25 protein-coding genes and 2 other annotated features are annotated in these 24,612 nt (G+C 57.2%); of the genes, 18 read left to right on the forward strand and 7 right to left on the reverse strand.

Annotated elements, in window-relative coordinates; translation table 11 throughout:
• Positions 1-11: 11 nt before the first annotated feature.
• From ON16_RS04040 to rpsU, 11 genes are all read left to right on the forward strand, one after another.
• Positions 12-239 carry a hypothetical protein gene (locus ON16_RS04040; RefSeq protein ID WP_040659589.1) on the forward strand — a complete coding sequence of 76 codons (228 nt, stop codon included), beginning with the start codon at positions 12-14 and terminating at the stop codon, positions 237-239.
• 63 nt (positions 240-302) lie between these two features.
• Positions 303-1,181, forward strand: a complete 879-nt coding sequence (ftsY, locus tag ON16_RS04045; protein WP_040659591.1) for a signal recognition particle-docking protein FtsY — start codon at positions 303-305, stop codon at positions 1,179-1,181.
• An 11-nt stretch (positions 1,182-1,192) separates the two neighbouring features.
• Entirely contained in the window at positions 1,193-1,450 is a 258-nt protein-coding gene (locus tag ON16_RS04050) for a hypothetical protein (RefSeq protein ID WP_040659593.1), read from the forward strand.
• Positions 1,451-1,462: 12 nt separating this feature from the next.
• Complete coding sequence (gene rph / locus ON16_RS04055) at positions 1,463-2,179, forward strand: ribonuclease PH (RefSeq protein WP_040659595.1); 717 nt, start codon at positions 1,463-1,465, stop codon at positions 2,177-2,179.
• A 147-nt stretch (positions 2,180-2,326) separates the two neighbouring features.
• Positions 2,327-2,917, forward strand: a complete 591-nt coding sequence (gene rdgB / locus ON16_RS04060; RefSeq protein ID WP_040659883.1) for an RdgB/HAM1 family non-canonical purine NTP pyrophosphatase — start codon at positions 2,327-2,329, stop codon at positions 2,915-2,917.
• Positions 2,918-3,075: 158 nt separating this feature from the next.
• On the forward strand, positions 3,076-3,399 hold the full coding sequence (yhbY, locus tag ON16_RS04065) for a ribosome assembly RNA-binding protein YhbY (protein ID WP_040659597.1): 324 nt from the start codon (positions 3,076-3,078) through the stop codon (positions 3,397-3,399).
• Positions 3,400-3,424: 25 nt separating this feature from the next.
• Positions 3,425-4,618, forward strand: coding sequence for a bis(5'-nucleosyl)-tetraphosphatase (symmetrical) YqeK (gene yqeK, locus ON16_RS04070; RefSeq protein ID WP_040659598.1), 1,194 nt, complete (start codon positions 3,425-3,427; stop codon positions 4,616-4,618).
• 10 nt (positions 4,619-4,628) lie between these two features.
• A complete protein-coding gene (locus tag ON16_RS04075) occupies positions 4,629-6,206 on the forward strand; it encodes an LCP family protein (RefSeq protein WP_051131512.1) in 1,578 nt (525 codons plus the stop codon).
• Between the two features lie 59 nt (positions 6,207-6,265).
• Positions 6,266-6,625 (forward strand): ribosome silencing factor, encoded by a 360-nt coding sequence (rsfS, locus tag ON16_RS04080; protein WP_040659600.1) that lies wholly within the window; start codon positions 6,266-6,268, stop codon positions 6,623-6,625.
• A gap of 67 nt (positions 6,626-6,692) precedes the next feature.
• Positions 6,693-6,973, forward strand: a binding site (T-box leader).
• 70 nt (positions 6,974-7,043) lie between these two features.
• Complete coding sequence (leuS, locus tag ON16_RS04085; RefSeq protein WP_040659603.1) at positions 7,044-9,470, forward strand: leucine--tRNA ligase; 2,427 nt, start codon at positions 7,044-7,046, stop codon at positions 9,468-9,470.
• Positions 9,471-9,629: 159 nt separating this feature from the next.
• Positions 9,630-9,815 carry a 30S ribosomal protein S21 gene (rpsU, locus tag ON16_RS04090; RefSeq protein ID WP_040659605.1) on the forward strand — a complete coding sequence of 62 codons (186 nt, stop codon included), beginning with the start codon at positions 9,630-9,632 and terminating at the stop codon, positions 9,813-9,815.
• A 105-nt stretch (positions 9,816-9,920) separates the two neighbouring features.
• On the opposite strand, the gene ON16_RS04095 is transcribed toward rpsU, so the two are convergent.
• Positions 9,921-10,688, reverse strand: coding sequence for a hypothetical protein (locus ON16_RS04095; RefSeq protein ID WP_040659607.1), 768 nt, complete (start codon positions 10,686-10,688; stop codon positions 9,921-9,923).
• Between the two features lie 82 nt (positions 10,689-10,770).
• Here ON16_RS04095 and ON16_RS04100 point away from each other — a divergent pair, with 82 nt between their 5' ends.
• The 3 genes from ON16_RS04100 to ON16_RS04110 all read left to right on the forward strand — a co-directional run bounded on the left by ON16_RS04100 (position 10,771) and on the right by ON16_RS04110 (position 12,564).
• On the forward strand, positions 10,771-11,304 hold the full coding sequence (locus tag ON16_RS04100) for a YqeG family HAD IIIA-type phosphatase (RefSeq protein WP_040659609.1): 534 nt from the start codon (positions 10,771-10,773) through the stop codon (positions 11,302-11,304).
• Positions 11,305-11,435: 131 nt separating this feature from the next.
• The gene (gene efp / locus ON16_RS04105; RefSeq protein WP_040659611.1) at positions 11,436-12,005 is read left to right on the forward strand and encodes an elongation factor P; all 570 of its coding nucleotides are present in this window, start codon (positions 11,436-11,438) and stop codon (positions 12,003-12,005) included.
• A gap of 130 nt (positions 12,006-12,135) precedes the next feature.
• A complete protein-coding gene (locus tag ON16_RS04110) occupies positions 12,136-12,564 on the forward strand; it encodes a CD1247 N-terminal domain-containing protein (protein ID WP_040659613.1) in 429 nt (142 codons plus the stop codon).
• Positions 12,565-12,718: 154 nt separating this feature from the next.
• Here ON16_RS04110 and spoVAE read toward each other — a convergent pair whose 3' ends face one another.
• The 6 genes from spoVAE to ON16_RS04140 all read right to left on the reverse strand — a co-directional run bounded on the left by spoVAE (position 12,719) and on the right by ON16_RS04140 (position 18,627).
• Complete coding sequence (spoVAE, locus tag ON16_RS04115; RefSeq protein ID WP_040659615.1) at positions 12,719-13,075, reverse strand: stage V sporulation protein AE; 357 nt, start codon at positions 13,073-13,075, stop codon at positions 12,719-12,721.
• 86 nt (positions 13,076-13,161) lie between these two features.
• Complete coding sequence (spoVAD, locus tag ON16_RS04120; protein ID WP_040659617.1) at positions 13,162-14,178, reverse strand: stage V sporulation protein AD; 1,017 nt, start codon at positions 14,176-14,178, stop codon at positions 13,162-13,164.
• A 153-nt stretch (positions 14,179-14,331) separates the two neighbouring features.
• Positions 14,332-15,087 (reverse strand): DUF554 domain-containing protein, encoded by a 756-nt coding sequence (locus ON16_RS04125; RefSeq protein WP_040659885.1) that lies wholly within the window; start codon positions 15,085-15,087, stop codon positions 14,332-14,334.
• A complete protein-coding gene (locus ON16_RS04130; RefSeq protein ID WP_040659619.1) occupies positions 15,084-15,818 on the reverse strand; it encodes a tRNA threonylcarbamoyladenosine dehydratase in 735 nt (244 codons plus the stop codon). Before ON16_RS04130 ends, ON16_RS04125 begins: the two co-directional genes overlap by 4 nt.
• Positions 15,819-15,943: 125 nt before the next feature.
• On the reverse strand, positions 15,944-17,518 hold the full coding sequence (locus tag ON16_RS04135; protein WP_040659621.1) for a peptidylprolyl isomerase: 1,575 nt from the start codon (positions 17,516-17,518) through the stop codon (positions 15,944-15,946).
• 245 nt (positions 17,519-17,763) lie between these two features.
• Positions 17,764-18,627 carry a chemotaxis protein CheW gene (locus ON16_RS04140; protein WP_081579580.1) on the reverse strand — a complete coding sequence of 288 codons (864 nt, stop codon included), beginning with the start codon at positions 18,625-18,627 and terminating at the stop codon, positions 17,764-17,766.
• 232 nt (positions 18,628-18,859) lie between these two features.
• Positions 18,860-19,085: a binding site (T-box leader), on the forward strand.
• A gap of 37 nt (positions 19,086-19,122) precedes the next feature.
• Here ON16_RS04140 and ON16_RS04150 point away from each other — a divergent pair.
• The 4 genes from ON16_RS04150 (at position 19,123) to ON16_RS04165 (ending at position 24,424) form a co-directional block, all read left to right on the forward strand.
• On the forward strand, positions 19,123-19,707 hold the full coding sequence (locus ON16_RS04150) for a YcxB family protein (RefSeq protein WP_040659625.1): 585 nt from the start codon (positions 19,123-19,125) through the stop codon (positions 19,705-19,707).
• A gap of 80 nt (positions 19,708-19,787) precedes the next feature.
• Positions 19,788-22,436 (forward strand): valine--tRNA ligase, encoded by a 2,649-nt coding sequence (locus ON16_RS04155; protein WP_040659627.1) that lies wholly within the window; start codon positions 19,788-19,790, stop codon positions 22,434-22,436.
• Positions 22,437-22,625: 189 nt separating this feature from the next.
• Complete coding sequence (gene dinB, locus ON16_RS04160; protein WP_040659629.1) at positions 22,626-23,837, forward strand: DNA polymerase IV; 1,212 nt, start codon at positions 22,626-22,628, stop codon at positions 23,835-23,837.
• Positions 23,834-24,424, forward strand: a complete 591-nt coding sequence (locus tag ON16_RS04165) for a 5-formyltetrahydrofolate cyclo-ligase (protein WP_040659631.1) — start codon at positions 23,834-23,836, stop codon at positions 24,422-24,424. Before dinB ends, ON16_RS04165 begins: the two co-directional genes overlap by 4 nt.
• Positions 24,425-24,612 lie beyond the last annotated feature (188 nt).

Consider the following 24,612-nt stretch of genomic DNA (forward strand, 5'->3'; position numbering starts at 1 on the left):
GGAGAACAGCGATGTACCAAAAAATAGAGGCGTGGTATCTGCGGCATATGGTTGGGATCGAAGGTGCTTTCATCATCTTGTGTGTTTTGGCGCTGCTGGGTGACATCGCCTGTCTGCTCGGACTGTGGGAAAATCATTCGGGAAATGTGCTTTCCCTGATCGCACTGACTCTGCTGCTGCTCTCGTCCGCCGTTCGCCTGTACAAATGGCGGCATGGGGATGGGAAAAATGCGCCCTGAGCGGGCGGCGCGTACTCGCAAAATATTTGTCTGCGGGCATTCAAGATAAGGAGCGTATTGCACATGGGCTTTTTTAGCAAACTAAAGAAAATCTGGCAGGAGGACATCACCGGCTACGCCATCTCTGCCGACGACGAGGCGTTTTTTGACGATCTGGAGGAACAGCTGATTTTGGCCGACGTGGGCGTGGAAACCGCCAGTTCGGCGGTGGAAAAGCTGCGCTCCAAAATGAAGCGGGAAGGCGTTTCCGGAGAGACGGCGGTTCGCGCCGCCCTGCGGGAGATTTTGGCGGCGGAGCTGTCCGTGGGCGACACGGCGCTTGACCTGAGCCAGAAGCCCGCGGTGGTGCTGTTCATCGGCGTCAACGGCGTGGGCAAGACCACCTCCATCGGAAAGCTGGGCCACCAGCTGAAATCCGAAGGCGAAAAGGTCCTCTTTTGCGCGGCGGACACCTTTCGCGCCGCCGCCGCCGACCAGCTGCAAATCTGGGCGGAGCGCGCGGGCTGCGAACTGGTGCGAAGCAACGAGGGCGCGGACCCCGGCGCGGTGTTGTTCGACGCACTGGCCGCCGCTAAGGCACGAGATATGGACGTGGTTTTGTGCGACACCGCCGGGCGGCTTCACAACAAGGAAAATTTGATGAAGGAGCTTGCAAAGCTCTCCAAAATCATTGATCGGGAGTGCCCCGATGCCAGCCGAGAGACGCTTTTGGTGCTGGACGCTACCACCGGGCAAAACGGGCTGATTCAGGCACGAACCTTTAAGGAGACGGCGGGCCTCACCGGTATTGTCCTCACCAAGCTGGACGGCACCGCCAAGGGCGGCATCGTCATCGCCATTGCCCGGGAACTGGGCGTACCCGTTAAGTACGTGGGGATGGGGGAGGGCATCGAAGACCTGCGGCCTTTCGATGCAAAGGAATATGTGGAGGCCATTATCTAAGGAGGCTGCACATGATTACCATTTTTAATCGACGAGAACTGATTACCCTCGCTTCTACCCAAAAATATTACCATGTTCGAGAGGCGCTGGCCGCCACAGGGATACCTTCCGCCGTGAAGGTGCGGGGCGCGGCCCGGGCCGCGGAACGCGCCCGATACGGCATTGCGGGCGCACAGACGGACACAATGTACACCTATACGATTTATGTCCATCGGGACGACTATGAGCGGGCGGCGTCGGCGATGCAAATGGCGCTGCGAAACGGATAAAGGAGAAAAAGCATGACAAGACTTGACGGCCGGACATTCGATCAGCTGCGGCCCATGAAGATCACCACCGATTTTGTGAAATTCCCGGAAGGGAGCTGCCTCATTGAGTGCGGCAATACCAAGGTTCTGTGCTGCGCCAGTGTGGAGGAGCGCACCCCGCCCCATGTGGCGGAGGGCTGTGGCTGGGTGACGGCGGAGTACAACATGCTGCCCCGGGCCAACCGGGAGCGGAGCAAGCGAGACATTTCCAAGCTGAAGCTGTCCGGCCGCAGCGCGGAAATCCAGCGGCTGGTAGGCCGGTCCCTCCGCGCCGCCGTGGATCTGGAAAAGCTGGGTGAGCGGACGATCACCATTGACTGCGATGTTTTGCAGGGCGACGGCGGAACGCGGACTGCCTCTGTCACCGGCGGCTTTGTCGCCCTGTCTCTGGCGCTGCGCAAGCTGGTGGAAGAGGGCTTTTTGCAAGAGATGCCTCTGAAGACCTCTGTGGCGGCGGTATCCGCCGGAATCGTGGACGACCGGGCGCTGCTGGACCTCTGTTATGAGGAAGATTCGGCGGCGCAGGTGGACCTCAACTGCGTAATGACCGGCGATGGACGGCTGGTGGAGCTTCAGGGAACCGGCGAGGGCCGGGCCTTTACCATTGAGGAACAGCGGACGCTGGTGGACCTGTGCGCTAAGGGAATCCGCGAAATTCAGGCGGCGCAGAAATCCGTACTGGGAGGTTGAAGTTTGAAAGAAGTTCAAACTTCACTTTATTGCATTTTTCTCGCCGCCTAGGCGGCAATCGAAAAATATGCACATCATGGCCACTTCTTTTTGTAGCCTTTTGTGCCTTGAAGTGAAGCGAAAGGAATGATTATAAAAATGGAAGCGATGAAATTGGTGCTGGCGACCCACAACCCGGGAAAGCTGAAGGAGATGTCTGCCATTTTGGGCGGACTTGGCGTGGAAGTTGTGATGCCCAGTGATTTAGGTCTTACCGTGGATGTGGAGGAAACCGGAGATACCTTTGCAGCCAACGCCATGCTGAAAGCAAAGGCCGTGTGCGCGGCGGCGGGCCTGCCCGCCATTGCGGATGATTCGGGATTGTGCGTGGACGCGCTGAACGGCGGGCCGGGGGTCTATTCCGCGCGGTATGGCGGGCCGGAACTGGATGACCGGGGACGGTATACGCTGCTGCTGAACTCCATGCGTGGCGTGCCCACCCGTTCGGCCCACTTTGAAAGCGCCATCGCCTGCGCGTTCCCCAATGGGGACACGCTGACGGCAGAAGGCCGGTGCGACGGGGCCATCGCCTTTGCACCCATAGGCGACGGCGGCTTTGGCTATGACCCGGTGTTTCTGGTTCCGGAAAAGGCCAAGACTTTTGGACAGATGACGGAGGAGGAGAAGGATGCCCTGTCTCATCGGGGCAAGGCGCTGCGGGCCTTTGTGCCGAAGCTTGCGGCGTATTTGAAAAAGTAACCGGACAGGGAGAAATCTGGAAAAAGCGGCGCTTTTTTTGCACTTTATAAAAAAAGTTTTTGAAAATCCGGGAAACTTCTTGACAAATTAAAACGTCTGACATAGAAATATACAAATCAACAAAAATAGAAAGCATAAGGGGAGATCACGTTAAATTTATGGAATTGACAAGTAAACAGCGCGCGCAGCTGCGCGGCATGGCAAATAGCATTGATACGATTATACAGGTCGGCAAGGAGGGCATCACCGACAGCCTGATCCGTCAGGCGGACGAGGCTCTGGAGGCCCGGGAACTCATCAAGGGCCGGGTTTTGGAAAACTCCATGCTCACCGCCCGTGAGGTCTGCGATCAGCTGACCAAGCCAACCCGCAGTGAGCCGGTGCAGGTGATCGGAAGCAAATTTGTGCTCTATCGGGAAACGCACTCGAAGCCGAAGGATAAGCGGATCGAGCTGGTCAAAGAGAAAAAACGCAAGGCCTGATTTTCAAGAACAAGGAGGGAGTTCCATGCGGATCGGCGTTTATGGCGGAACCTTTAATCCGCCGCATCTGGGCCATATCACGGCGGCGCGGGCGGTATTCGAACTGCTGAAGCTGGACAAACTGCTTTTGATCCCGGACGGTCAGCCGCCCCACAAGCCCCTGCCGCAGGGTAGCCCCACGGCGCAGCAGAGGCTGGAGCTGACGCGCTTGGCGGGAGAGCAGCTGGGACTGGATGAAAAAGTCGAGACGTTGGACATGGAGCTTCGCCGCGGCGGCAAGAGTTATACTGCTGACACGCTGGAGGCGGTTCGGGCGCTGTATCCCAACGACGAGGTGTGGCTGTTGATGGGGTCGGACATGTTTTTGACCCTTCACACTTGGCACCAGCCGGAGCGGATTATGACGCTGGCGGGGATTGCGGCCTTTGGCCGGACAGAGGCGAATGAGGAAGAGCTGTTTGCCATTCAGCGGGAGCGGCTTTACCGGATGTATCCCTTTGCCCGCATCTTCACCTTGAGTGTTCCCGGTGTGGTGGAAATTTCCTCCACAGACCTGCGGGATAAATTGGCCCGGGGAGAGGGAAGCTGGTATCTTGCCCCGGCGGTATACGGCTCTATCCTGCGCGATCAGCTGTATGGAACGGACGCGGATCTAAAGCGCCTGCGGCTGGAAAAGCTGCGGCCGGTGGCGCTGAGTTTCCTTAAGCACAAGCGCATCCCCCATGTGCTGGGCACGGAGCAGGAGGCGATCCGCCTTGCCCTGCGGTACGGCGCGGACGTTCAAAAGGCGCGGGTGGCGGCGCTGCTGCACGACTGCACCAAAAAGCTGGATATGGAGGAGCAGCTTGCCCTTTGCCGGCAGTACGGCATCCGGCTGGACGAACTGGAACAGCGGGCGCTGAAGCTGCTGCACGCCAAGACCGGCGCGGCCATCGCCCGGGATCTGTTCGGCGTGGACGACGAGATTTATTCGGCGATTTACTGGCACACCACGGGCCACGCCAACATGACGCTTTTGGAAAAGATCATGTACCTCGCGGATTACATCGAGCCTACTCGAAATTTCCCCGGAGTGAACGAATTGCGCGCGGCGTGCAACGAGAGTCTGGACAAGGGCCTGCGGATGGGCCTTGAGATGACGATTCAGGAGATGCACGACCGGGGCAACCCGGTTCACAGCGCAACGCTGGAAGCAGACGAGTATCTGAAAGGAAACTGAGAAACAGACAATGAATGACTATAAAGAAACTCAGGGCGGCGGGCAGAAAAAGAAGCCCGTCCACTTGCAGGCGTCGGAGCGGAAAGCAAAGCGCAAAAGCCGCCTGACATGGCAGCAGAAAATTTTGCTGATTGTGGCCATCGTGCTGGCGGTGGTTCTGATGGTGACACTGGCCTATCGGGCAGTGTTCGTAAAGCCGGAGCTGGGGCCGAAAAACGAACCGGGCGACACCTCCGTTGAGGAGATCGACTATGGCGACGGCACCCGCCCCCGCAGCGACGGGGAGCGCAAGAGCAAGGATTACTACACGATTCTGGTGATGGGCCGGGACACCGGCGGCGGTGGAAATACCGACACCATGATGCTGGCAAGCTACGATGTCACCAATCAGAAGTTCACCGTGATGAATATCCCCCGGGATACCATGGTGAACGTCCCATGGGACATCAAGCGCATCAACTCCGTCTATAATTACTATGGCGGCGGAGACAAGGGCATCAAAAAGGTCTATCAGGAAGTCTCCCAGCTGGTGGGCTTTGAGCCGGACTATCAGGTGATTATCGAGTGGGAGGCCGTGGGCAAGCTGGTGGATGCCATCGGCGGCGTGTATTTCGATGTGCCCCGGAATATGAATTACGAGGACCCCTATCAGGACCTGTCCATTCACATCAAAAAGGGCTATCAGCTGTTGGACGGCGAGCAGGCTATGGGCGTTATCCGCTACCGTCACGACAACAACATGAAGTATGGCTACGCCAACGGCGACCTTGGCCGCATTGAGACGCAGCAGGCGTTTTTGAAGGCAGTCATCAAGCAGCTTTTGCAGGTGAAAAACGTGGGCAAGATCAACCAGTTCTCCAAGATTTTTGAGGAGAATGTGGAGACGGACCTCTCCGTGCAGAACCTGTTCTGGTTCGGGCAGGCGGCGATTATGGGCGGACTGAGCATGGACAACGTGAACTTTGTCACCATGCCCAACACCCCCAAATCCTGTTATAGCCGGACCTATAAAAATTACCAGTCCTACGTGGTCCCCAACGCCAAGGAACTGTTGGAGCTGGTGAACACGTCCCTCAGCCCCTTTGTGGAGAAATCGGTGATGAGTGATCTGGACATCATGAGCGTTAATTCCGATGGGTCTGTTTCCTCTACCACCGGACATGTGGAGGACAGCAAGGCTGCGGCCAAGCCGGTGATCCCGTCCAACACGCCCACCGAGCCGGTGGATAACGAGCCGGACGAGCCGCAGGGCGGCGAAACGACCATTGATCCGGAGACGGGCTTGCCTGTGGAGCCGGGGAGCGGCGGGACAACCACGAATCCCTCTGTACCCGAAACACCCACGACACCTCCCGCTGGCGGAAGTACCAGCGGATCGACGAGTGGAAGCACCGGTGGGTCGACAAGCGGAAATACGGGCGGAACGACCGGCGGAAGCACCACGACCCCGCCCACCACACCGCCCTCCACCGGAGATACCGGCGGCAGTACGGGCGGTTCCACCACAACCGATCCCGGCACACAGCCCTCTGTACCGGACGATGCAGTGATCGTCCCGCCGGAGGTCACCGTGGTGCCGGAGGCGTAACCCATGAAAAGGCCGTGTTTAAAACGGCTTGAAGCTGAAAGAATGAAAGGAAGAACAGAATGACACCAAAGGAAATTGCTCTGGCCGCCGTTCGCGCGCTGGATGAAAAGAAGGGCAAGGAGATCGCCGCGATTGAAATCGCGGACCTGACGGCGCTGGCGGATTATTTCGTCATCGCGTCCGGCACCTCCAACACCCAGATCAACGCGCTGTGCGACGCTGTGGAAAAGGCTTTAAAGGATTTGGGGGAGATGCCCCTGCGCCGAGAGGGCTATCGCGACGGGACTTGGGTCCTGCTGGACTATGGCTGCGTAACTGTCCATGTGTTCTCACAGGAGGCACGGGAGTTTTATGATTTGGAGCGCCTGTGGCGGGACGGCAAGCAGGTTGACCTGACGGACATTTTGACAGCCGACTGAGTTTGGCTCAGGGAAGAATCCTGTTTTGCCCTTGACAAAAAGGAAAAACCCCCTTAGAATAGCGATATTAAAGACGTTGAAGGGATAAAAGACGGGCATGCCTGCCTCAGAGAGCCGACGGTTGGTGCGAGTCGGTGGAGCGTGTTCGTGAATGACTGGTCCCGGAGTTTCCCGCCTGAATTGCAGTAGGGGGGGACGGACGGCCCCGTTACAGGCTGATGGTCCGCGAGGGCGCGCAGAGTTTTACGGCAGACACCGAAAGCTCGGATACGCTTTTCAAAGACCCAAGAGGGTCATCCGGCGACGGGTGGCTGAATCAGGGTGGTATCGCGTCACAACGCCCCTGACCGCTGCGGTCAGGGGCGTATTTTTTTGTTCGCCCGGCCGGGGCAAAACAAGAAAGGAACGGTCTTGTGAAATGAAGTACGATTTTACCAACATTGAAAAGAAATGGCAGGCAAAATGGCTGGAGGAGAAGCCTTTTACCGCTGTCAACGGCGACACGACCCGGCCCAAGTTTTATGGACTGATTGAATTCCCCTATCCCTCTGGGCAGGGACTGCATGTGGGCCATCCCCGGCCCTATACCGCCATGGACATCATCTGCCGGAAAAAGCGGATGCAGGGCTATAACGTCCTGTTCCCCATGGGCTTTGACGCCTTCGGCCTGCCCACGGAGAACTATGCCATCAAAATGCACATCCATCCCCGGAAGGTGACGGAGGATAACATCCAGAATTTCCGCAAGCAGATCCAGTCTCTGGGCTATTCCTTCGACTGGGACCGCGAGGTGGACACCACCGACCCCAGCTACTACAAGTGGACCCAGTGGATTTTCCTCCAGATGTACAAAAAGGGCCTGGCCTATAAGACCACCATGCCCGTGAACTGGTGCACCTCCTGCAAGTGCGTTCTGGCGAATGAAGAAGTGGTGGAGGGCGTGTGCGAGCGCTGCGGCAGCGCCGTTGTCCGCAAAGAGAAGAGCCAGTGGATGCTGGGCATTACGAAATACGCCGAGCGGCTGATCGACGATCTGGACGACGTGGACTTCATCGAACGGGTCAAAATTCAGCAGCGCAACTGGATCGGCAAGTCCGAGGGTACCGAGGTGGACTTCACCGCCACCAACGGCGACAAGCTGACGGTGTACACCACCCGGTGCGACACGCTGTTCGGCGTGACCTATATGGTCCTGTCCCCGGAGCATGAGTACCTGAAAAAGTGGAAGGATCAGATCAAGAACTGGGATGAGGTGTCTCAATATACCGACGCCGCGGCCCGGAAGTCCGATCTGGAGCGCACGGAGCTGAACAAGGAGAAGAGCGGCGTCCGGTTGGAGGGCATCGAGGCGATCAACCCCGTCACCGGCGAAAAAATCCCTGTGTTTGTCTCCGATTACGTCCTGATTACCTACGGCACCGGTATTGTCATGGGCGTGCCCGGCCACGACCAGCGCGACTGGGAATTCGCCACCAAGTTCGGCCTTCCCATTGTGGAGGTGGTCAAGGGCGGCGATATTACCAAGGAGGCGTTCGCCCTGAAGGACGACACCGGCATCATGGTAAACTCCGGCTTTTTGAACGGCAAGACCGTGAAGGAGGCCATCCCCGCCATGAAGGAGTGGGTCACGGAGCAGGGTATCGGCCATCCCAAGACCAACTATAAGCTCCGCGACTGGGTGTTCTCCCGCCAGCGGTACTGGGGCGAGCCGATCCCCATGGTGAAGTGCGACAAGTGCGGCTGGGTGCCCCTGCCGGAGGATCAGCTGCCGCTGCTTCTGCCGGATGTAGAGAAGTATGAGCCGACGGACGACGGCGAAAGTCCGCTCTCCGCCATGACCGACTGGGTGAACACCACCTGTCCCCACTGCGGCGGCCCTGCCGTGCGGGAGACGGACACCATGCCCCAGTGGGCCGGTTCCAGCTGGTATTTCCTGCGGTATATGGACCCTCACAACGACAAGGCGCTAGCCTCCAAGGAGGCGCTGGACTACTGGTCCCCTGTGGACTGGTACAACGGCGGCATGGAGCACACCACGCTCCATTTGCTCTACTCCCGGTTCTGGCACAAGTTCCTCTATGACATCGGTGTGGTTCCCACCAAGGAGCCGTATCAAAAACGCACCAGCCACGGCATGATTTTGGGCGAGGGCGGCGAGAAGATGTCCAAGTCCCGGGGCAACGTGGTCAACCCCAACGACATTGTGGAGCAGTACGGCGCGGACACCATGCGCCTGCACATCATGTTCATTGGCGACTTTGAAAAAGCCGTCACATGGTCCAACGAGGCCGTCAAGGGTTCCAAGCGGTTTTTGGACCGCGTTTGGAATCTGGCGGAATCCGCGGCAGACAGCTATGAGGTGACTCCCGCCAACGAGTCCATCATCCACAAGACCATTAAAAAGGTGACGGAGGATATCGACGAGCTGAAGATGAACACCGCCATCTCCGCAATGATGACCATGGTCAACGAGTTCTACGCCAACGGCGTGAGCCGGGGCGATATGAAGTATCTGCTGCTGCTCCTCAGTCCCTTTGCACCGCACATCGTGGAAGAACTTTGGGAAAATCTCGGATTTGCCAAGATGACGGGTAAAATGGCCTGCCAGAACGACTGGCCCTCCTTCGACGAGAGCAAGACCGCCGCCGCCACCGTGGAGATGGCGGTTCAGGTGGGCGGCAAGCTGAAGGGCACGGTGATTATGCCTGCCGACAGCGACGAGGAGACGGTGAAAGCCGCCGCGCTGCAGGTGGAAAAAATTCGCAAGGCCGTTGAGGGAATGCAAATCGTCAAGACCATTTACGTGAAGAATCGGCTTATCAATCTGATTGTCAAGCCGCAGTAAGTGTGCGGGAATCCCTTCATTCCAGCTGTGAAACGTCGCTTTTTTGAAAATTCTCTTGACAAGCAACGAATCAGCCGATATAATAGGTTTGTTAAAGCCATAAATTATGGCCCTTAAGTGCTGCGGTTTTCCCGGCATTCTGGAGGGAGGGAAATATAAATGTCTGAAATTCATATCAAAGAGGGCGAGAACATCGACAGCGCCCTGAAGCGTTTCAAGCGCAGCTGTGCCAAGGCAGGCGTTCTCGCGGAGGTTCGTAAGAGAGAGCACTACGAGAGCCCCAGCGTGAAGCGGCGCAAGAAGTCCGAGGCTGCTCGGAAGAACAAGAATAAGCGTTTCTATTAATCCTGCTTTGATGACGACGCCGTGGAATTTCCACGGCGTCGTTTTTATCAAGAAGATTTTTAAGCGAAAAAAAGTGACCGGAATGGCGCGATGCCTTCAATATCCTTATTTTCCAAATAGCTTTCCCAGCAGATCGCTGACCTCGGGATATTGAAAAAATGCCGCCTGCGCGCCGGAAGTCTGTCCGGTTCGCAGCTTTTGAAGCAGAGTGTCTCCGTCGTCGAACAGGACAAAATGCGTCTCGTTTTTGCAGGTGTAAGTAAAATAGCGGGCGCACAGGTCTGGAGAGAAAAATATGGAGGGGCGCTCGCGCGCCATCAATTCCATCAGCTCTTCGCGCCGCAGCGGACGACCTTGTCCAGCGGGACAGGGCAGCGGAAAGTCCATCATCAGGCGCTCCAAATCCAGAGCCAGCCGCCCCGCGCCCCGTGCGGACATCGCTTCCCGCAGACGCTGAGTCAAATTTCCGCCCGACAGGGCGGTACACACCAACACCACTGCGGTGGGCGCAGCGGACGCATAGGCCTCCGGCACATAGAGTACCAGCCGATTCCGCTGGAACAGACTGCCGATTGCTCCCGCCAGCAGCAGCAGGTCACCCCGGGGATGCGGCGTTTCCCAATCCAGCACAGCGCCGGCGTAATTACGTCGGGTGCATTCCCGCAGGGCGGCGGCCGCCAGTTTTTCCGGCTCTTCCACCGTGGGCGCGTCTCGATCATTGAGTCCCAATAGTCCGCCGTGCGTCTGGACCAGCAGGTTTTGCCGCAGCAGCGTGGACTCCGGGCCGATGCGATAGGCCATATGGACGAAGGAATGGGTAAAGCGGGAAGCCTCCTGTAATTGCGCCGGAGTAACGGCGAGATAGACCTGCAAATCAAGACCCCCTTGTGTGCTTTGAAAAAAGTTGGTATACTAAAGTGAATTCGTAAAATGCTATGTAGATGGGAGACTGATTATGCCTTTTTCCCTGGTACCAGACCGGCTTTTTGAGGACTACGCCGCTGTGACGCCCGCCCTTTTGCGGGAGTTGGGGGTGACGCTGCTGTTGAGCGATCTTGATTTCACGCTGGCGGCAAAGGCGACCCGGCGTCCCGATCAGGCGCTGAAGGATTATATTGCGGCGCTGCAAGGCGCAGGGATCGGCTTTATGATCGTCTCCAACAACCGGTCGGGAACAAGGGTGACGGAATTTTGCACGGATCTGGGCGTACCCTATCAAGGCCGTGCGGGAAAGCCGTCGCCTCAGGGTATTTTTGCCGCGATCCGCCGCGCCGACGGCTCGGTGGACCATACCGCCATGCTGGGAGATAAGCTGCTGACAGACTGTCTGGCTGCGAAACGCGCGGGTGTTCTGGCGCTGACGGTGGAGCCGGTGGGCGGCGCGGTGACGGCGTGGCAAAAGGTGCTACACGCACTTCAAGCTCCCTTTAAAGCTGCCTGCCGCCATAAAATGAAGAAAAATTGTGAAAAAAAGCATGGAAATTCGTAAATGTGTGGAAAAAGCCTTGCATTCATCCTATATTTGGGGTAAAATATTCTAGGCTATTTTTTGAAATGAGAAGCAGAGAAAATGTCCTCCAAACAGGTCGTTTTCTCGTAGATTTGTAAGGAGGAAAAACTATGCCTACAATTACTGCCGGTGATTTCCGGAATGGCGTTACTTTTGAAATGGACGGCAAGCCGATGGTTGTCATCGAGTTTCAGCACGTCAAACCCGGCAAGGGCGCCGCGTTTGTGCGTACCAAGTACAAGAACGTGATTACCGGGGCGATCCGCGAGGAGTCCTTCAACCCCACCGCGAAGTTTGAGCAGGCCGTGGTGGAACGCAGAGACGCTGAATACAATTACAACGATGGCGATCTGTATTACTTCATGGACCCTGAGACATTTGACATGACCCCGCTGAACCGGGACGTTTTGGGCGATGCCTTTAAGTTTGTGAAGGAAAACACCCTCTGCAAGCTGATGAGCTTTAATGGCAGTGTGTTCGGCGTGGAAGTCCCCAACTTCATGGATCTGGAAATCACCGAGACTGAGCCGGGCCTGAAGGGCGATACCGCCACCAACGTGACGAAGCCCGCCACGCTGGAGACTGGTGCAGAGATCAAGGTTCCTCTGTTCATCAACATCGGCGACAAGATCACCATCGATACCCGGACTGGCGAGTACCTTTCTCGCTGCAAGGAGTAAGCTGAGACGAGGGGGGACACGATGTCCCCCCTTTTATCACCCGCCGGAAAAGAGGGAATTCTGCTTTTTTGGCGTATATTAGTAATATAGCAATTACGAACGACGACGTACGATGAAAGGAGCGCAAGCTATGGAAATCACCGAGAGAGTCGCTTATCTGAAGGGTTTGGCCGAGGGCCTGGGTCTGGACACGGAATCGAAAGAGGGCAAGGTCATCGTCACGATGATCGACATTCTGGACGACATTGCTCTGGAGCTGCAGGATCATCAGGATCAGATTCTGGAGATCTCCGACGGTCTGGATGCTGTCAGCGACGATTTGGAGGACGTGGAGGATCTCGTCTACGAAGAGGACGAGGACGACCTTGACGACGATGAAGACGAAGACGACGAGGACGAAGACTGTTACGCCACCACCTGTCCCACCTGCGAGGAGACGATCTACTTTGACGAGTCCATTTTGGAAGACGGCGAAGTGATCTGCCCCAACTGCGGCGAGAAGCTGGAGTTTGATATCTCCGACGTGGAAGAGGACGACGACAGCGACGACAAGGAATAATTCGATTTAATCCGCGTAAAAAGGACGGCCCATCAGGGCCGTCCTTTTTTGTAAAAACTGCGGTGCGCAGCAAAACCGCCGCAATCTGAAACGGAGGCCCTCCTCTTGGGGAGGGCCTCCGTTTTTTTAGATGATTCCATTGACCGCAAGCGGTTTAGCGCTTGTCGCCGGGACGGAACAAAATGGCCATCAGCACACCGAAGATCACAGCCGCTGCGATGCCGCCGGCTGTGGCGGTTAGTCCGCCGGTGAAAACACCCAGCCAGCCCTGCTCGGCCACGGCCTTCTTAACGCCCTTTGCCAGTGCAAAGCCAAAGCCGGTGAGAGGTACTGAGGCTCCGGCACCGCCCCAGTCCGCAATGGGCTGATAAACGCCCACCGCGCCCAGCAGTACGCCGGTTACCACATAGCCCGTGAGAATACGGGCGGGCGTGAGCTGTGTTTTGTCGATCAGGATCTGCCCAATGGCACAGAAGATGCCACCGCAGAGAAATGCATTCAGATAGTCCATAAGAGCCTCCAAAACCAAGTTTCTCCCCCTCAGTTTTTCCTCTTTTGGCCGGATTATGCAAAACTTTTACGCACCGGGCGTTGCTGTTATTTTTCCGAGGAGATGCAAACCGCGTGGCATACGCCGGGAATGGATTCTCCCTGAAAGCTGGAGGTGGGGGAGAGAAGAGCCCCGGTAGGGGCAAATAGAATGCGCCGCCACTTACCCGCCCGCAGGCCCGGCAGCAGATAGCCGCACAACACCGCCGCAGAGCAGCCACAGCCGGAGGCTCCGGCGTGCATATCCTGTTTTTTTCGGTCGTAGAGAAGCATTCCGCAGTCCAGATAATTTTTGCTCATATCAATGCCGTCCCGCTCAAAAAAGCCCTGCACGATGCTGTGGCCCAGTTCGCCCAGATCGCCGGTGAGGATCAGATCGAAGTCCGAGGGTTTTGTCTTGGTGTCCCGGAGGAAGGAGGAGATTGTGTCATACGCCGCAGGCGCCATGGCTGCGCCCATGTTGTTTACATCGGTAATGCCCTTGTCCACAATCTTACCGCAGGTGACGTGGGTCACGTAAGGTCCGTCCCCGTCCCGGCCCAGAATGCAGCATCCTGAGGCAGTGGCGGTCCACTGCGCGGTGGGGGTCCTCTGATTTCCGTACGGAACGGGCATCCGGTATTGCCGCTCCGCCGTGCAGTAGTGAGAGGAGGTGACGGCTGCGGCCTTTTCCGCAAACCCACCGTCAATGGTCATGGCCGCCAGCGCCAAGGACTCTCCCATGGTGGAGCAGGCGCCGTACAGCCCAAAGAAGGGAACATTGAAGTCTCGCAGACCAAAAGAGGAACCAATACACTGGTTGAGAAGGTCGCCTCCAAAAATGCAGTCCAGATCCCCGGCGTGCAGCTTCGCCTTGTCCAGAGCGGTTTGCACCGCCTTCTGCTGCATCCGGGACTCCCCCTTTTCCCAAGTTTTCTCCCCGAAGAAGGAATCCTCATGCAGTTCGTCAAAGCAGGCTGCGAGAGGTCCCCGCTTTTCCTGTTTTCCGCCGATGCTGGCGCAGGAGAGAATGGCGGGAGCACTGCCCAGCTGGACAGTCCGCCGCCCAACGCGTTTGTTGCCCATAAAAACACCGCCTTGTGATGATTTTCCATAGGTTGTCCGGTTTGGAGAAAATTATCAGTGAAAGACGGACTGCCTACCGATGTGTCTGGTTTGCGCAGAAAAATGCCTGTGGGAAAATTTTTCCCACAGGCAAAAGCCGTGAAATAATCAAAATCAGCCAAACAAATGCTGAAAGAACGCGGGGACGACCACGTATAATTTGCACAGCAAAATCGGCAGCAGACAAGCGGGGGTCATATTCATAACCTTGATTTTCGCGACGCCCAGAATGTTCAGCGACAGGGCAATGATGAGCAGGGAACCCACACACGTCATTTCCGCGATCACCGCGTTCCCCAGTAGAGGAGAGATCAGGGAGGCCAGAACGGCGATCAGCCCTTGATAGAGAAAAACAGCTCCGGCGGAAAACGCCACGCCGATACCCAGAGAGGACGCGAAGATGATGGAACTGATGCCGTCCAGCAGGGATTTGGCAAAGAGGGTGGAATGATCGCCGGTGAGGCCGTCTTGCAGTGCGCCGACGATGGCCATGGCCCCCACGCAGAATAAAAGGCTGGCGGTGACAAATCCTTCCGACACGGAGGCAGAGCCGCCCAGAGTCAGGCGTTCTGTCTTCTTCTGCACCCAGTTTCCCAAGGACTGCATCCGCTTGTCCAAATCCAAAAGCTCACCGATTAAAGTACCCAACACCATGGAGAGAATGGCGATCAGCGTATTCTCACCCTTGAGGCATCCGCTGATGCCGATGAGCAGTACGCACAGAGCCACGCTTTTCATAATGATGTCCTGAAGCCGCCGCCCCAACTCGCCGCCGTCGCTCACAGGCAGATGATTTGCGGCGCGGGCCAGCAACAGCCCCACGGTGGAACCGGCCAGAATTGCCAGTGTGTTGACGAGTGTGCCTGTCAGCATGACGGGGCCTCCGTTTCTGCCAATAGCTGCCGGACCACGGCGCTGCCCAGCAGCAGCCCAGCGGTGGCGGGGACCCAGGGATTGCTGGCGGGGACGCTGCGCCGTCCCGGAGGCGGAGTTTCAAGCTGGGTTGTGGGGGCCGGCTCCTCGGGGCTGAACACGACTTGAAGATGCTGAATGCCCCGGTTTCGCAGCTCCTTACGCATGACCCGGGCCAGCGGGCAGCCATAGGTCTTGGAGATGTCGGCCAGCTGGAGCTGCGTGGGGTCCAGCTTGTTTCCGGTTCCCAGCGCCGCGACGAGGGGGATGCCCAGACGCAGAGCGGTTTCCGCCAAATCCAGCTTGCAGGACACCAGATCAATGGCGTCCACGATATAGTCATACCGACAGCCATCAGGAAAGAACTGCTCCCGATGGGCAGCGTCGTATAATGCGTGAATGGGATGGAGCTTCAAACCGGGATTGATGTCTTTCAACCGCGCGGCCACGGCCTCGGTTTTGGGCTGGCCCACCGTGGAGTGCAGCGCCTCCAGCTGGCGGTTCAAATTGGTCAGCGAAACCACGTCGCTGTCCACAATGGTCAGTTCACCCACACCGGCGCGGGCCAGACATTCGGCAACATAGCTCCCCACGCCGCCAAGGCCGAACAGAATGACGTGGGCCTTGTTCAGCCGCCGCTGCCCTGTTTTGCCCCAAAGCATTTCGTTGCGCAGAAATTGATTTTCCATGGCTTTCCCCTCTTATCCTGATCTTGAATCAAACCGTCATACAGGCTGATTGCACCGCCGTCTCTTGCGGCGCTGAAAAAAGACACGGGTCAGCTAAAAGCCGACCCGTGTCCCATGAAGCATTTTTAGCCCACGTATTTCGCGCCGTCGGCAGCCACACCGGTATAGCCGGCAGTAACGCCGCTGTACCAGTCGCCGAAGTCCTTGTCGCGCAGGGTGCTGGTCACCTTGACCTGCCAGTAGGGGAGGTCGGTGCCCACAAAGTACATGATGTGATAACCGTAATCGGTTTCCACAATGCCGGTGTCACCGGGCTGACGGCTGGAATCGAAGCACCAGTCGTTAAATGCGGCAACCATCTGGTTCTGATAAATCTGCTTATACAGTCCGCCGTTGGTGTTGGAGCCGCCGTCGGAGGAATTCTCATTGGCGAGAGTTGCAAAAGCGTCCTCGGTGGCGCCCCCGGCCTGCCACCGGGCTAACAGATCCTCGGCATTTGACTTGGCGGTGGCCTTTAGCTGGGCCTGCTCGTCCTCATAGCCGTCCTCACCCTCGGCGATGGTTCCGGCCTCGGGCTGGATCAGGATGTGACGTACGTCCACGGTCTTGTAGTCCTGACGATAGCGCTTGGTGAAGGTCACCACATAGTAGGCGGAGTTGTCCTCGTCAGCAAGGACTGCGGAATCGCCGCTGGTGCGGGCGCTGTCAAACAGCCAGTCCATCAGGACGCTGCTGGAATAGGAAGCAGCCTCGCCGTTGGTGAAGGTTGCCTTGTCGTTGGCCTCAGCAAGATCAGAGAGACTCTGACCGGACTTGAAGCTGGCGTACATGGCGTTGGCGTCGGCCTTGGCGGCGCTCAGAGCGGCGGCCTTATCAGCATCGGTGGGATCGACAGGGTTGCCGTCGGCATCTGTGGTGGATTCGGCGGCGCCGTTGATCTTCACGCTCTGGTAGTCCACCACATCGTAATTATTGCGGCTGGCGGAATACTCGGCATCCAGCTGATCGTCGGTATAGGTCAAGCTGTCGTTGTGGCTCTGAGAGAAATGGCTGGCCAGAATGACCTGCTTCATCTCGGCTTCGTAAACGCTGCGGCTCATGGTAGAGCCGTACATCCGCTGGAGGTACTTGGTTGCGCTCAGACCCGCGGCGGTGGCGCTGGTGTCGAGAGAGTCCATGTTGGAGTCGAACTCGGCCTGCATCGCATCGTTCCAAACGTAGCCCTCTGCTTCGGCGGCCTTGTTCAGCGCGTAGATAGAGGACATCTGGGTCAGGGTCTGATCCATGAAATAGTCGAACCAAGTCTTCGTCTCATCCCCGGGGAAGGTCTGGGACCGCAGGTCCGAGCTGGTGTTCAACCCCAGATAGGAGATGTAGGAAGAGTTCTGCTGGAGGAAGTTCTGATAGACGTTGGTGAAGTAATAGTTCACCTGAGGAACGCTGACGTCGGCCAGTTTGGTCTTTTCAGCGGTGCTGCTGCTTGCAGAAGAGGAACCGTCTGCGCTGGCGGTTTCTGCGGAGTAGTACAGGGTGGCGGCGGTGGCGTGCTTTTGGATGACGTTGGATTTCCACACAAAAACGGCCACAGCCAGCAGGAGAAACAGCACGCCGATGGCGCCGTACAGCAGATTGCTGCGATGGACCTCCTTCTGCTGCTGCGCTTCCCGCGCGGTCTTGGGATTCTTATCGTTTGCGCTCATTTGTTTCAGTCCTCTCAAAATCTTAAGTGACGGTGCGGAAAATTCCGCGAACACACGTTCATATATTATAGCGGATAAGTATCGAAACTGCAAGCAAAATTTCAAAAACGCAGGTTTCCAAAATTTTTTCCGCACACAACCAAATGCAGTTTATCCGGCCCAGCTGAAAAGAATCTGAAAGGATGCCGCTGGGAAACCGGCGGCATCCTTTTCAAGTAAAGATGTATCGTTTAAAACGCACCCGTTTATACGGCGGACGCGGCGGCGTTTCTCTGCGCGGCCGCATCTTCGCCGCTGCGCATGATGGCGGGAACATTGATCTCAAGAATCAGTTCGTTGTAGTTGGGGCTTTTTACAATCCGCTGGATGTAAGGGGATCGGCTCATCAACTGCTGCTGAGTACCCAGAACTTCCTCTTCCACCATTTCCACGGACAAAACCTCGTCTACCACAATGCCGAGGCTGGTTTCTCCGCTGAGGACCAGCACCATCTCGTGAAACTCCCGGGCGCGGAAAATCTCCTTGGCGCTCTCCAGCACATCGAGAACTTTGGGCATGTATTCGCCGTGGACTTCATTAAAGATGGCCTTTTTGCAGTTGATTACGCCGTCCCAGCTGTTGTGCTCGTTGCATTGCTGGGCACGGAGGGCTGCTTCATGCAGCCTGCGGTGAGGATTTTCCATTTTTGTCAGATGGGCGGCCAGCTCGGAGCTGTCGGTCTTGAAATGATCGTACCACTTTCCCAGCTTGCACTGATGCGGATCGGTTGCCAATGGGAAGCGCTCGCCGCTTTCAATTGAGTGTTCCAAAGCGGAGACCCAGTTGACGTGATCCTGCTTTCGGGCATCCAGCATGGCGGTGAATTCATCGAACTCCTCAGACAAGGAACGCTGCTTCAGCGCGGCGCGCAGGTCGAACATGGTGATGCTGTTGCCCCGGAGCGGAAAGATTCCGGTGATGTAGGGAGGGGTATCCGGCAAAGTGGTATACTCCGGAAGCTCCATAATGGTAGAGATGTGACGGCTGTCCGCGCAGTACAGGCCTCCGTTCAAACGGAACAGAATCGACGGGCTTTGAATGTCGTTTTCCAGCGGCTGATTATTCATCATACAAATATCCTTTCTATATTTCTAATAAGGTGACCGTGAATTTCAGCATGCTTTCCTTTTGGAAACAGAATCCGCGCACACAAAAAACACGGATATTTGCAGCTTATATTTTATATTGTATCACAAATTTTTGACGATGCAAGAAAGAACAAATCACATAAAAATATTTTTGAACTTTTTTATGCCGAACTTGACAAAACAGGGCTGCGCGGGTATACTAATCAGCAATATGATAGCTGCAATGATGGAAAGCAGTACCTGCAGACGGATGCGAAGAGAGAGGACGGATGGTGCGAGTCCTAGGGAAGTCTGCGGAGAAGTCGTTCCGGAGCATTGACCTGAAAGAAAGTAAGCGTCAACGGGTCCTCCCGTTACAGAGGAGCGGCGTGTGCGCGCCGCGTGAGCGCGGGAATTTCCCGAATGCAGGTGGTACCACGGACTTTTTGTTCGCCCTGAGCCGTAAGGCTCGGGGCGATTTTTTTGTTTGGAGGGAAGATGGACCGATTTGTATTTGAGACGACGCAGGGCGCGGTGCTGGAAGCAGCGGAGGAAGCGGCCCTGATGGACTACGCCCGCATCCGCACCAACGCGGTGCGGCCCTGTGCGTTGCTGGCCGTGCTGGCGCTAGGCTTTGCCGGATATTTTCTTTGGAAGCAGGAGTGGAACACCGCGCTGTTTACCGTGCTTTTGGGCCTGCTGCTCAGTGCGTTTTTCTGGCTGCCAATGCTGGGAACCAAGCGGTTCCGCGCCGGTGTGCAAAGCGCACGGGCGCAGCGGGCGAATCTGACCAATACCGTCCGCGCAAAGCCTATGCGTTTTGAGTTTGAGGGCGACGTGTGCCGTATGCTGGACGGCAGGGGATCAGAAATCCGGTGCTGGAGTAATCTGCGCATGGGAGAGGTGCGGGAGAGCGAGAAACTTTTCTGGCTGCCCGCTGACGATACGTCCGTCCTGCTGCCGAAAGAGGCCATGACGGAGGGGACGGAGGATGACTTTCGCCGCTGGCTAAAAAGCCACTGCAAGCGTTATCGCGTCTGTAAGATCACAGACCGCCTGCGCCGGAGTCTGGAGCAGGGATGACCGCTGTTTCCGGCCGGGAGACCGGCCGAAGCTGATAAATATTGTAGTATAAGGATTTTCAGATAAAAGGAGAACAAACCATGAAAAACGAACTGCCAAAGGTGTACGACCCCCAACAGGTGGAGTCCCGCATCTACGAAAGCTGGATGGAGGGCGGCTGCTTCAAGGCGGAGCCTGACCCCAAGAAGGAACCCTTTTCCATTGTGATGCCGCCTCCCAACGTTACCGGCCAGCTTCACATGGGCCACGCGCTGGACTCGACCTTGCAGGATATCCTGACCCGCTTTAAGCGGATGCAGGGGTATTCCGCCCTGTGGCTCCCCGGCGTGGATCATGCGGGCATCGCCACGCAGATCAAGGTGGAGGAAGAACTGCGGGTCAAGGAGGGCAAGACCCGGTACGATCTGGGCCGGGAAAAATTCCTGGAGCGGGTCTGGGCTTGGAAGGAAAAGTACGGCGACCGCATTGTGGAGCAGCAGAAGAAGATGGGCGTTTCCTGCGACTGGGACCGCTCCCGCTTCACTATGGACGACACCTGCGCTAAGGCCGTGCGGGAGACTTTCTGCGACCTTTATGAAAAGGACATGATCTACAAGGGCAGCCGCATCATCAACTGGTGTCCCCACTGCACCACCGCTCTTTCCGACGCGGAGGTGGAGTATCAGGATAAGCCGGGCCACCTGTGGTATATCCGCTATCCGCTCACCGATGGGTCCGGCGATCTGGTGATCGCCACCACCCGACCTGAGACGATGATGGGCGATACGGGCGTGGCCGTGAACCCAGAGGATGAGCGGTTCAAGCACCTGATCGGCAAGACCTGCATCCTGCCCATTATGAATCGTGAGATTCCCATCGTGGGCGACGAATACTGCGAGATCGGTTTTGGTACCGGCGCGGTGAAGATGACCCCGGCTCACGACCCCAACGACTTTGAGGTGGGCCTGCGCCACAATCTGGAGGTCATCCGCTGCATCGGCGACGATGGAAGGATCAATGAAAACGGCGGCCCCTATAACGGAATGGATCGCTACGAGTGCCGCAAGGCCATCGTGAAGGACTTGGAGGAGCAGGGGTATCTGGTGAAGACCGAGGATTACAGCCACAACGTGGGCACCTGCTACCGCTGCCACAACGACGTGGAGCCCTTGATCTCTGCCCAGTGGTTCGTGAAGATGGAGCCGCTGGCAAAAGAGGCGCTGCGCGTGGTCAAGGACGGCGAGGTGAAATTCGTCCCCGAGCGGTTCTCAAAAACTTATACCAACTGGATGGAAAACGTCCATGACTGGTGCATTTCCCGCCAGCTCTGGTGGGGGCATCAGATTCCTGCGTGGTACTGCGACGAGTGCGGACACATCAATGTGAGCCGCTCCGATCCGACGAAGTGCGAGAAGTGCGGCGGCACCCACCTGACCCGGGACCCGGATGTGCTGGATACGTGGTTCTCCAGCGCGCTGTGGCCCTTCTCCACCATGGGCTGGCCGGAGAAGACCGCCGATTTGAACTATTGGTATCCCACGTCTGTTATGGTCACCGGGTACGACATCATCTTCTTCTGGGTTGCGCGGATGATTTTCTCCGGCTGTGAGCAGATGAAGGAGATTCCGTTCCACACGGTGCTGATCCACGGTCTTGTCCGGGACGACAAGGGACGCAAGATGTCCAAATCCTTGGGCAACGGCATCGACCCGCTGTTCATTGCCGAGAAGTACGGCGCGGACGCGCTGCGCTTCAACCTTATTACCGGAAACTCCCCCGGAAACGATACCCGGTTCTATACGGAAAAGTGCGAAGCGATGCGCAATTTTGCCAATAAGATTTGGAATGCCAGCCGCTTTGTGCAGATGAACCTGACCATCGACCAGTGCCGTCTGCCAGAAAATCTGGAGCAGGAGGACAAATGGGTGCTCACCAAGCTGAACACCCTGATCCGGGAGGTCACGGAGAATCTGGACGCCTATGAGATCGGCGTGGCTTCCGCCAAGGTGTACGATTTCATCTGGGACACCTATTGCGACTGGTATATCGAGCTGACCAAGACCCGCATGAACGGGGACGACGCACAGAGCAAGCTGGCGGCGGAAAACGTGCTGTGCTACGTGCTGATCGAGGTCTTGAAGCTGCTGCATCCCTTCATGCCGTTTATCACGGAGGAAATCTGGCAGTCTCTGCCCCGTCAGGCCGAGGAGGCAGCGGACAACAAGTTCCTGATGACCGCCAAGTGGCCGGAGTATGACGAAAAACTGAACTTTGCCGCCGAGGCCGAGGCGATGGAAGCGGTGATGGATACCATTCGCGCCATCCGCGCCCGCCGGGCGGAGATGAACGTGCCGCCTTCCAAAAAGGCGGAGGTCGTTTTGAAGACCGACGAGCCGGAAATCTACCGGCAGGCGGCTCACTTCATCACCCGTCTGGCCTACGCCTCTGACGTGACGGTGGCGGAGCAGGCCCCCGCAAGTCTGGACGGAATGGTGTCCATCGTCACCCGCAAGGCTACCGCCTATATCCCCTTGGCGGAGTTGGTGGACGTGAAGGCGGAGCTGGAGCGCATCGCCAAGGAGAAGGAAAAGGCCGAGAACGGTCTGCGCATCACGGAGGGCAAGCTGAAAAACGAGAAGTTCGTTGCCAACGCGCCCGAGGCTGTGGTGAACGTGGAGCGGGAGAAGGTCGCTAAATATAAGGAGCTGATCGCCAAGCTGGAGGAATCCGCAAAGGCGATGCAGGGTTGATTTTTCAAAACGCCTGATTCGGAGAGGACGCGAGCCGGCATCGCCGGTTCGCGTCCTTTCTCAATTCTCGATATTAGACGCGGAGGAGACGGTATGTCCCTCCGTACTTACGATTGGAACTTGCAAAAAAGAACACATGTGCTACAATAAAAAGGACGATTCCATCAGCTCTGGAAGGGAGGGACGACCATGGCGCGCGTGATTCTGCACTGCGACATGAACAGCTTTTTTGCCTCGGTGGAACTGCTGTCCCGCCCCGAACTGCGGGACGCGCCGGTGGCTGTGTGCGGTGATCCGGCCTCCCGGCATGGGGTCATCTTGGCTAAAAACGAGGCGGCGAAAAAGTTTGGCATTGTCACCGCCGAAACAATCTGGCAGGCGCGGAAAAAATGCCCGGAACTGGTGCTTTTGCCGCCCCACCATCATCTGTACCGGGAGTATTCCCGGAAGGTCAACGCAATCTACGACCAATACACCGATCTGGTAGAGCCGTTCAGTGTGGACGAGAGCTGGCTGGATATCACGGGTTCCCTCCACCTGCTGGGCGGGGACGGAAAAGCCGTGGCGGACGAGATCCGGGAACGGGTGCGGCGGGAGCTGGGCCTGACGGTGTCGGTGGGGGTCAGCTTCAACAAAGTTTTTGCAAAACTGGGCAGTGATTACAAAAAACCAAACGCTACCACGGTGATTTCACCTGAAAACTGGAAGGACATTGTGTGGCCGCTGCCGGTGGGGGAACTGCTTTTTGTGGGCAAGGCCGCCCGGAATACGCTGGCGCAGTTCGGCGTGAAAACCATCGGAGAGCTTGCCGCCATGGACGTTGGACAGCTGGAGGCGCTGATGGGTAAGGCGGGGCGGCAGCTCTATGAATACGCCAACGGGCTGGAGAGGGAGCCGGTACACTCCCGCAGCGAGACGGAAACGCCCAAATCCGTTGGCAGCGGCTCCACCTTTCAAAAGGATCTGCGCTCCCGGAGAGAGGTGAGCGCGGCGCTGAGTCTGCTGGCGGACGACGCGGCCACCCGCCTGCGCCACTATGGGATGTACGCCGGGGGCGTGGCGGTGACGCTGCGAACGCCGGACTTTCAGGACCGCTCCCGCCAAAAACGGTTTGCTTCGCCAACCCACCTGATGCGGGAGTTGGCGGACGGGGCAATGGAGCTTCTGGAAACCTTTTGGAAGACTCCGGACCCTATTCGGATGCTGACCGTAACCGCGATTGCCCTGACGGACAGCGCCGACGCCTATGAGCAGGTGGACCTGCTGGACAACTCCGGCCCCAAACGGGAGAAACAGGAAAAACTGGAATCCGCGCTGGATCAGATTCGCGGAAAATACGGAATGGGGGCGGTGCGCTTTGGCGCGTCCGCCCCGGAAAAAAAGGAGGCCCCCCTGCTATGACCATTGCAGAGGAAAAGAAGGATCTGCGCCGGAGAATCCGGGCGCAGGAGCGGGAGCTTTCGCCCCGCTACAAAGAGCAGTCCGCCGCGGCCATCGCCGCGATTGTTTGCGCGCTGCCGGACTATCAGGAGGCGGACACGGTTTTCTGCTTTGTGGGAACCGAGCGGGAGATTGACACCCGGGCGATTCTGGATGATGCGCTGGCAAAAGGGAAGCGGCTGTGTCTGCCGCTGTGCATGGCGGAGCCGGGTATTATGGAACTGCGGGTGGTTGCGTCTTTGGATGAACTGGTTCCCGGAGCCTATGGAATTTTGGAACCAGCGGCGGACACGGTGTGTCTGACGCCGGACGAGGTGGATTTTGCCGTTCTTCCGTGCCTTTCCTGCAGCCGGGGCGGGCACCGGCTGGGGCAGGGCGGCGGATATTATGACCGCTTCCTCTCCACCTACCGGGGCAGCGCGGCCCTTTTGTGCCGGGAGCGGCTACTGCGGGAGGATGTTCCCGTGGAGCCGCACGACATGCCGGTGCCTTGGGTGGTGACGGAAAACGGGCTGTACGAAGACGGGGTTCCCGCCCGGATTAAGTGAGATGAAGAAATGAATCTGACTAAAATGTACAAAATTTTTAGGGCATAAAAAATATTTTTTAGAACCTCTTCACAAAAACGATTACCTGTGATATGATGACCTAAAATAAAAATTTAAGGCAGCGCGGCGCAAAGCTGCGAGACGGCCTTGGAGCGGCACTGCCTTAGAGAACACGGCGCAGGTTTATA

The sequence above is a fragment of the Oscillibacter ruminantium GH1 genome (assembly GCF_000307265.1).
Taxonomy (GTDB): domain Bacteria; phylum Bacillota; class Clostridia; order Oscillospirales; family Oscillospiraceae; genus Oscillibacter; species Oscillibacter ruminantium.

Bases quoted from the DNA above. Each gene is read 5' to 3' on its own strand.
- ON16_RS04040 (WP_040659589.1), top strand. From the start codon at position 12: ATGTACCAAAAAATAGAGGCGTGGTATCTGCGGCATATGGTTGGGATC.
- ftsY (WP_040659591.1), top strand. From the start codon at position 303: ATGGGCTTTTTTAGCAAACTAAAGAAAATCTGGCAGGAGGACATCACC.
- ON16_RS04050 (WP_040659593.1), top strand. From the start codon at position 1,193: ATGATTACCATTTTTAATCGACGAGAACTGATTACCCTCGCTTCTACC.
- rph (WP_040659595.1), top strand. From the start codon at position 1,463: ATGACAAGACTTGACGGCCGGACATTCGATCAGCTGCGGCCCATGAAG.
- rdgB (WP_040659883.1), top strand. From the start codon at position 2,327: ATGAAATTGGTGCTGGCGACCCACAACCCGGGAAAGCTGAAGGAGATG.
- yhbY (WP_040659597.1), top strand. From the start codon at position 3,076: ATGGAATTGACAAGTAAACAGCGCGCGCAGCTGCGCGGCATGGCAAAT.
- yqeK (WP_040659598.1), top strand. From the start codon at position 3,425: ATGCGGATCGGCGTTTATGGCGGAACCTTTAATCCGCCGCATCTGGGC.
- ON16_RS04075 (WP_051131512.1), top strand. From the start codon at position 4,629: ATGAATGACTATAAAGAAACTCAGGGCGGCGGGCAGAAAAAGAAGCCC.
- rsfS (WP_040659600.1), top strand. From the start codon at position 6,266: ATGACACCAAAGGAAATTGCTCTGGCCGCCGTTCGCGCGCTGGATGAA.
- leuS (WP_040659603.1), top strand. From the start codon at position 7,044: ATGAAGTACGATTTTACCAACATTGAAAAGAAATGGCAGGCAAAATGG.
- rpsU (WP_040659605.1), top strand. From the start codon at position 9,630: ATGTCTGAAATTCATATCAAAGAGGGCGAGAACATCGACAGCGCCCTG.
- ON16_RS04100 (WP_040659609.1), top strand. From the start codon at position 10,771: ATGCCTTTTTCCCTGGTACCAGACCGGCTTTTTGAGGACTACGCCGCT.
- efp (WP_040659611.1), top strand. From the start codon at position 11,436: ATGCCTACAATTACTGCCGGTGATTTCCGGAATGGCGTTACTTTTGAA.
- ON16_RS04110 (WP_040659613.1), top strand. From the start codon at position 12,136: ATGGAAATCACCGAGAGAGTCGCTTATCTGAAGGGTTTGGCCGAGGGC.
- spoVAE (WP_040659615.1), bottom strand. From the start codon at position 13,075: ATGGACTATCTGAATGCATTTCTCTGCGGTGGCATCTTCTGTGCCATT.
- spoVAD (WP_040659617.1), bottom strand. From the start codon at position 14,178: ATGGGCAACAAACGCGTTGGGCGGCGGACTGTCCAGCTGGGCAGTGCT.
- ON16_RS04130 (WP_040659619.1), bottom strand. From the start codon at position 15,818: ATGGAAAATCAATTTCTGCGCAACGAAATGCTTTGGGGCAAAACAGGG.
- ON16_RS04135 (WP_040659621.1), bottom strand. From the start codon at position 17,518: ATGAGCGCAAACGATAAGAATCCCAAGACCGCGCGGGAAGCGCAGCAG.
- ON16_RS04140 (WP_081579580.1), bottom strand. From the start codon at position 18,627: ATGATGAATAATCAGCCGCTGGAAAACGACATTCAAAGCCCGTCGATT.
- ON16_RS04150 (WP_040659625.1), top strand. From the start codon at position 19,123: ATGGACCGATTTGTATTTGAGACGACGCAGGGCGCGGTGCTGGAAGCA.
- ON16_RS04155 (WP_040659627.1), top strand. From the start codon at position 19,788: ATGAAAAACGAACTGCCAAAGGTGTACGACCCCCAACAGGTGGAGTCC.
- dinB (WP_040659629.1), top strand. From the start codon at position 22,626: ATGGCGCGCGTGATTCTGCACTGCGACATGAACAGCTTTTTTGCCTCG.
- ON16_RS04165 (WP_040659631.1), top strand. From the start codon at position 23,834: ATGACCATTGCAGAGGAAAAGAAGGATCTGCGCCGGAGAATCCGGGCG.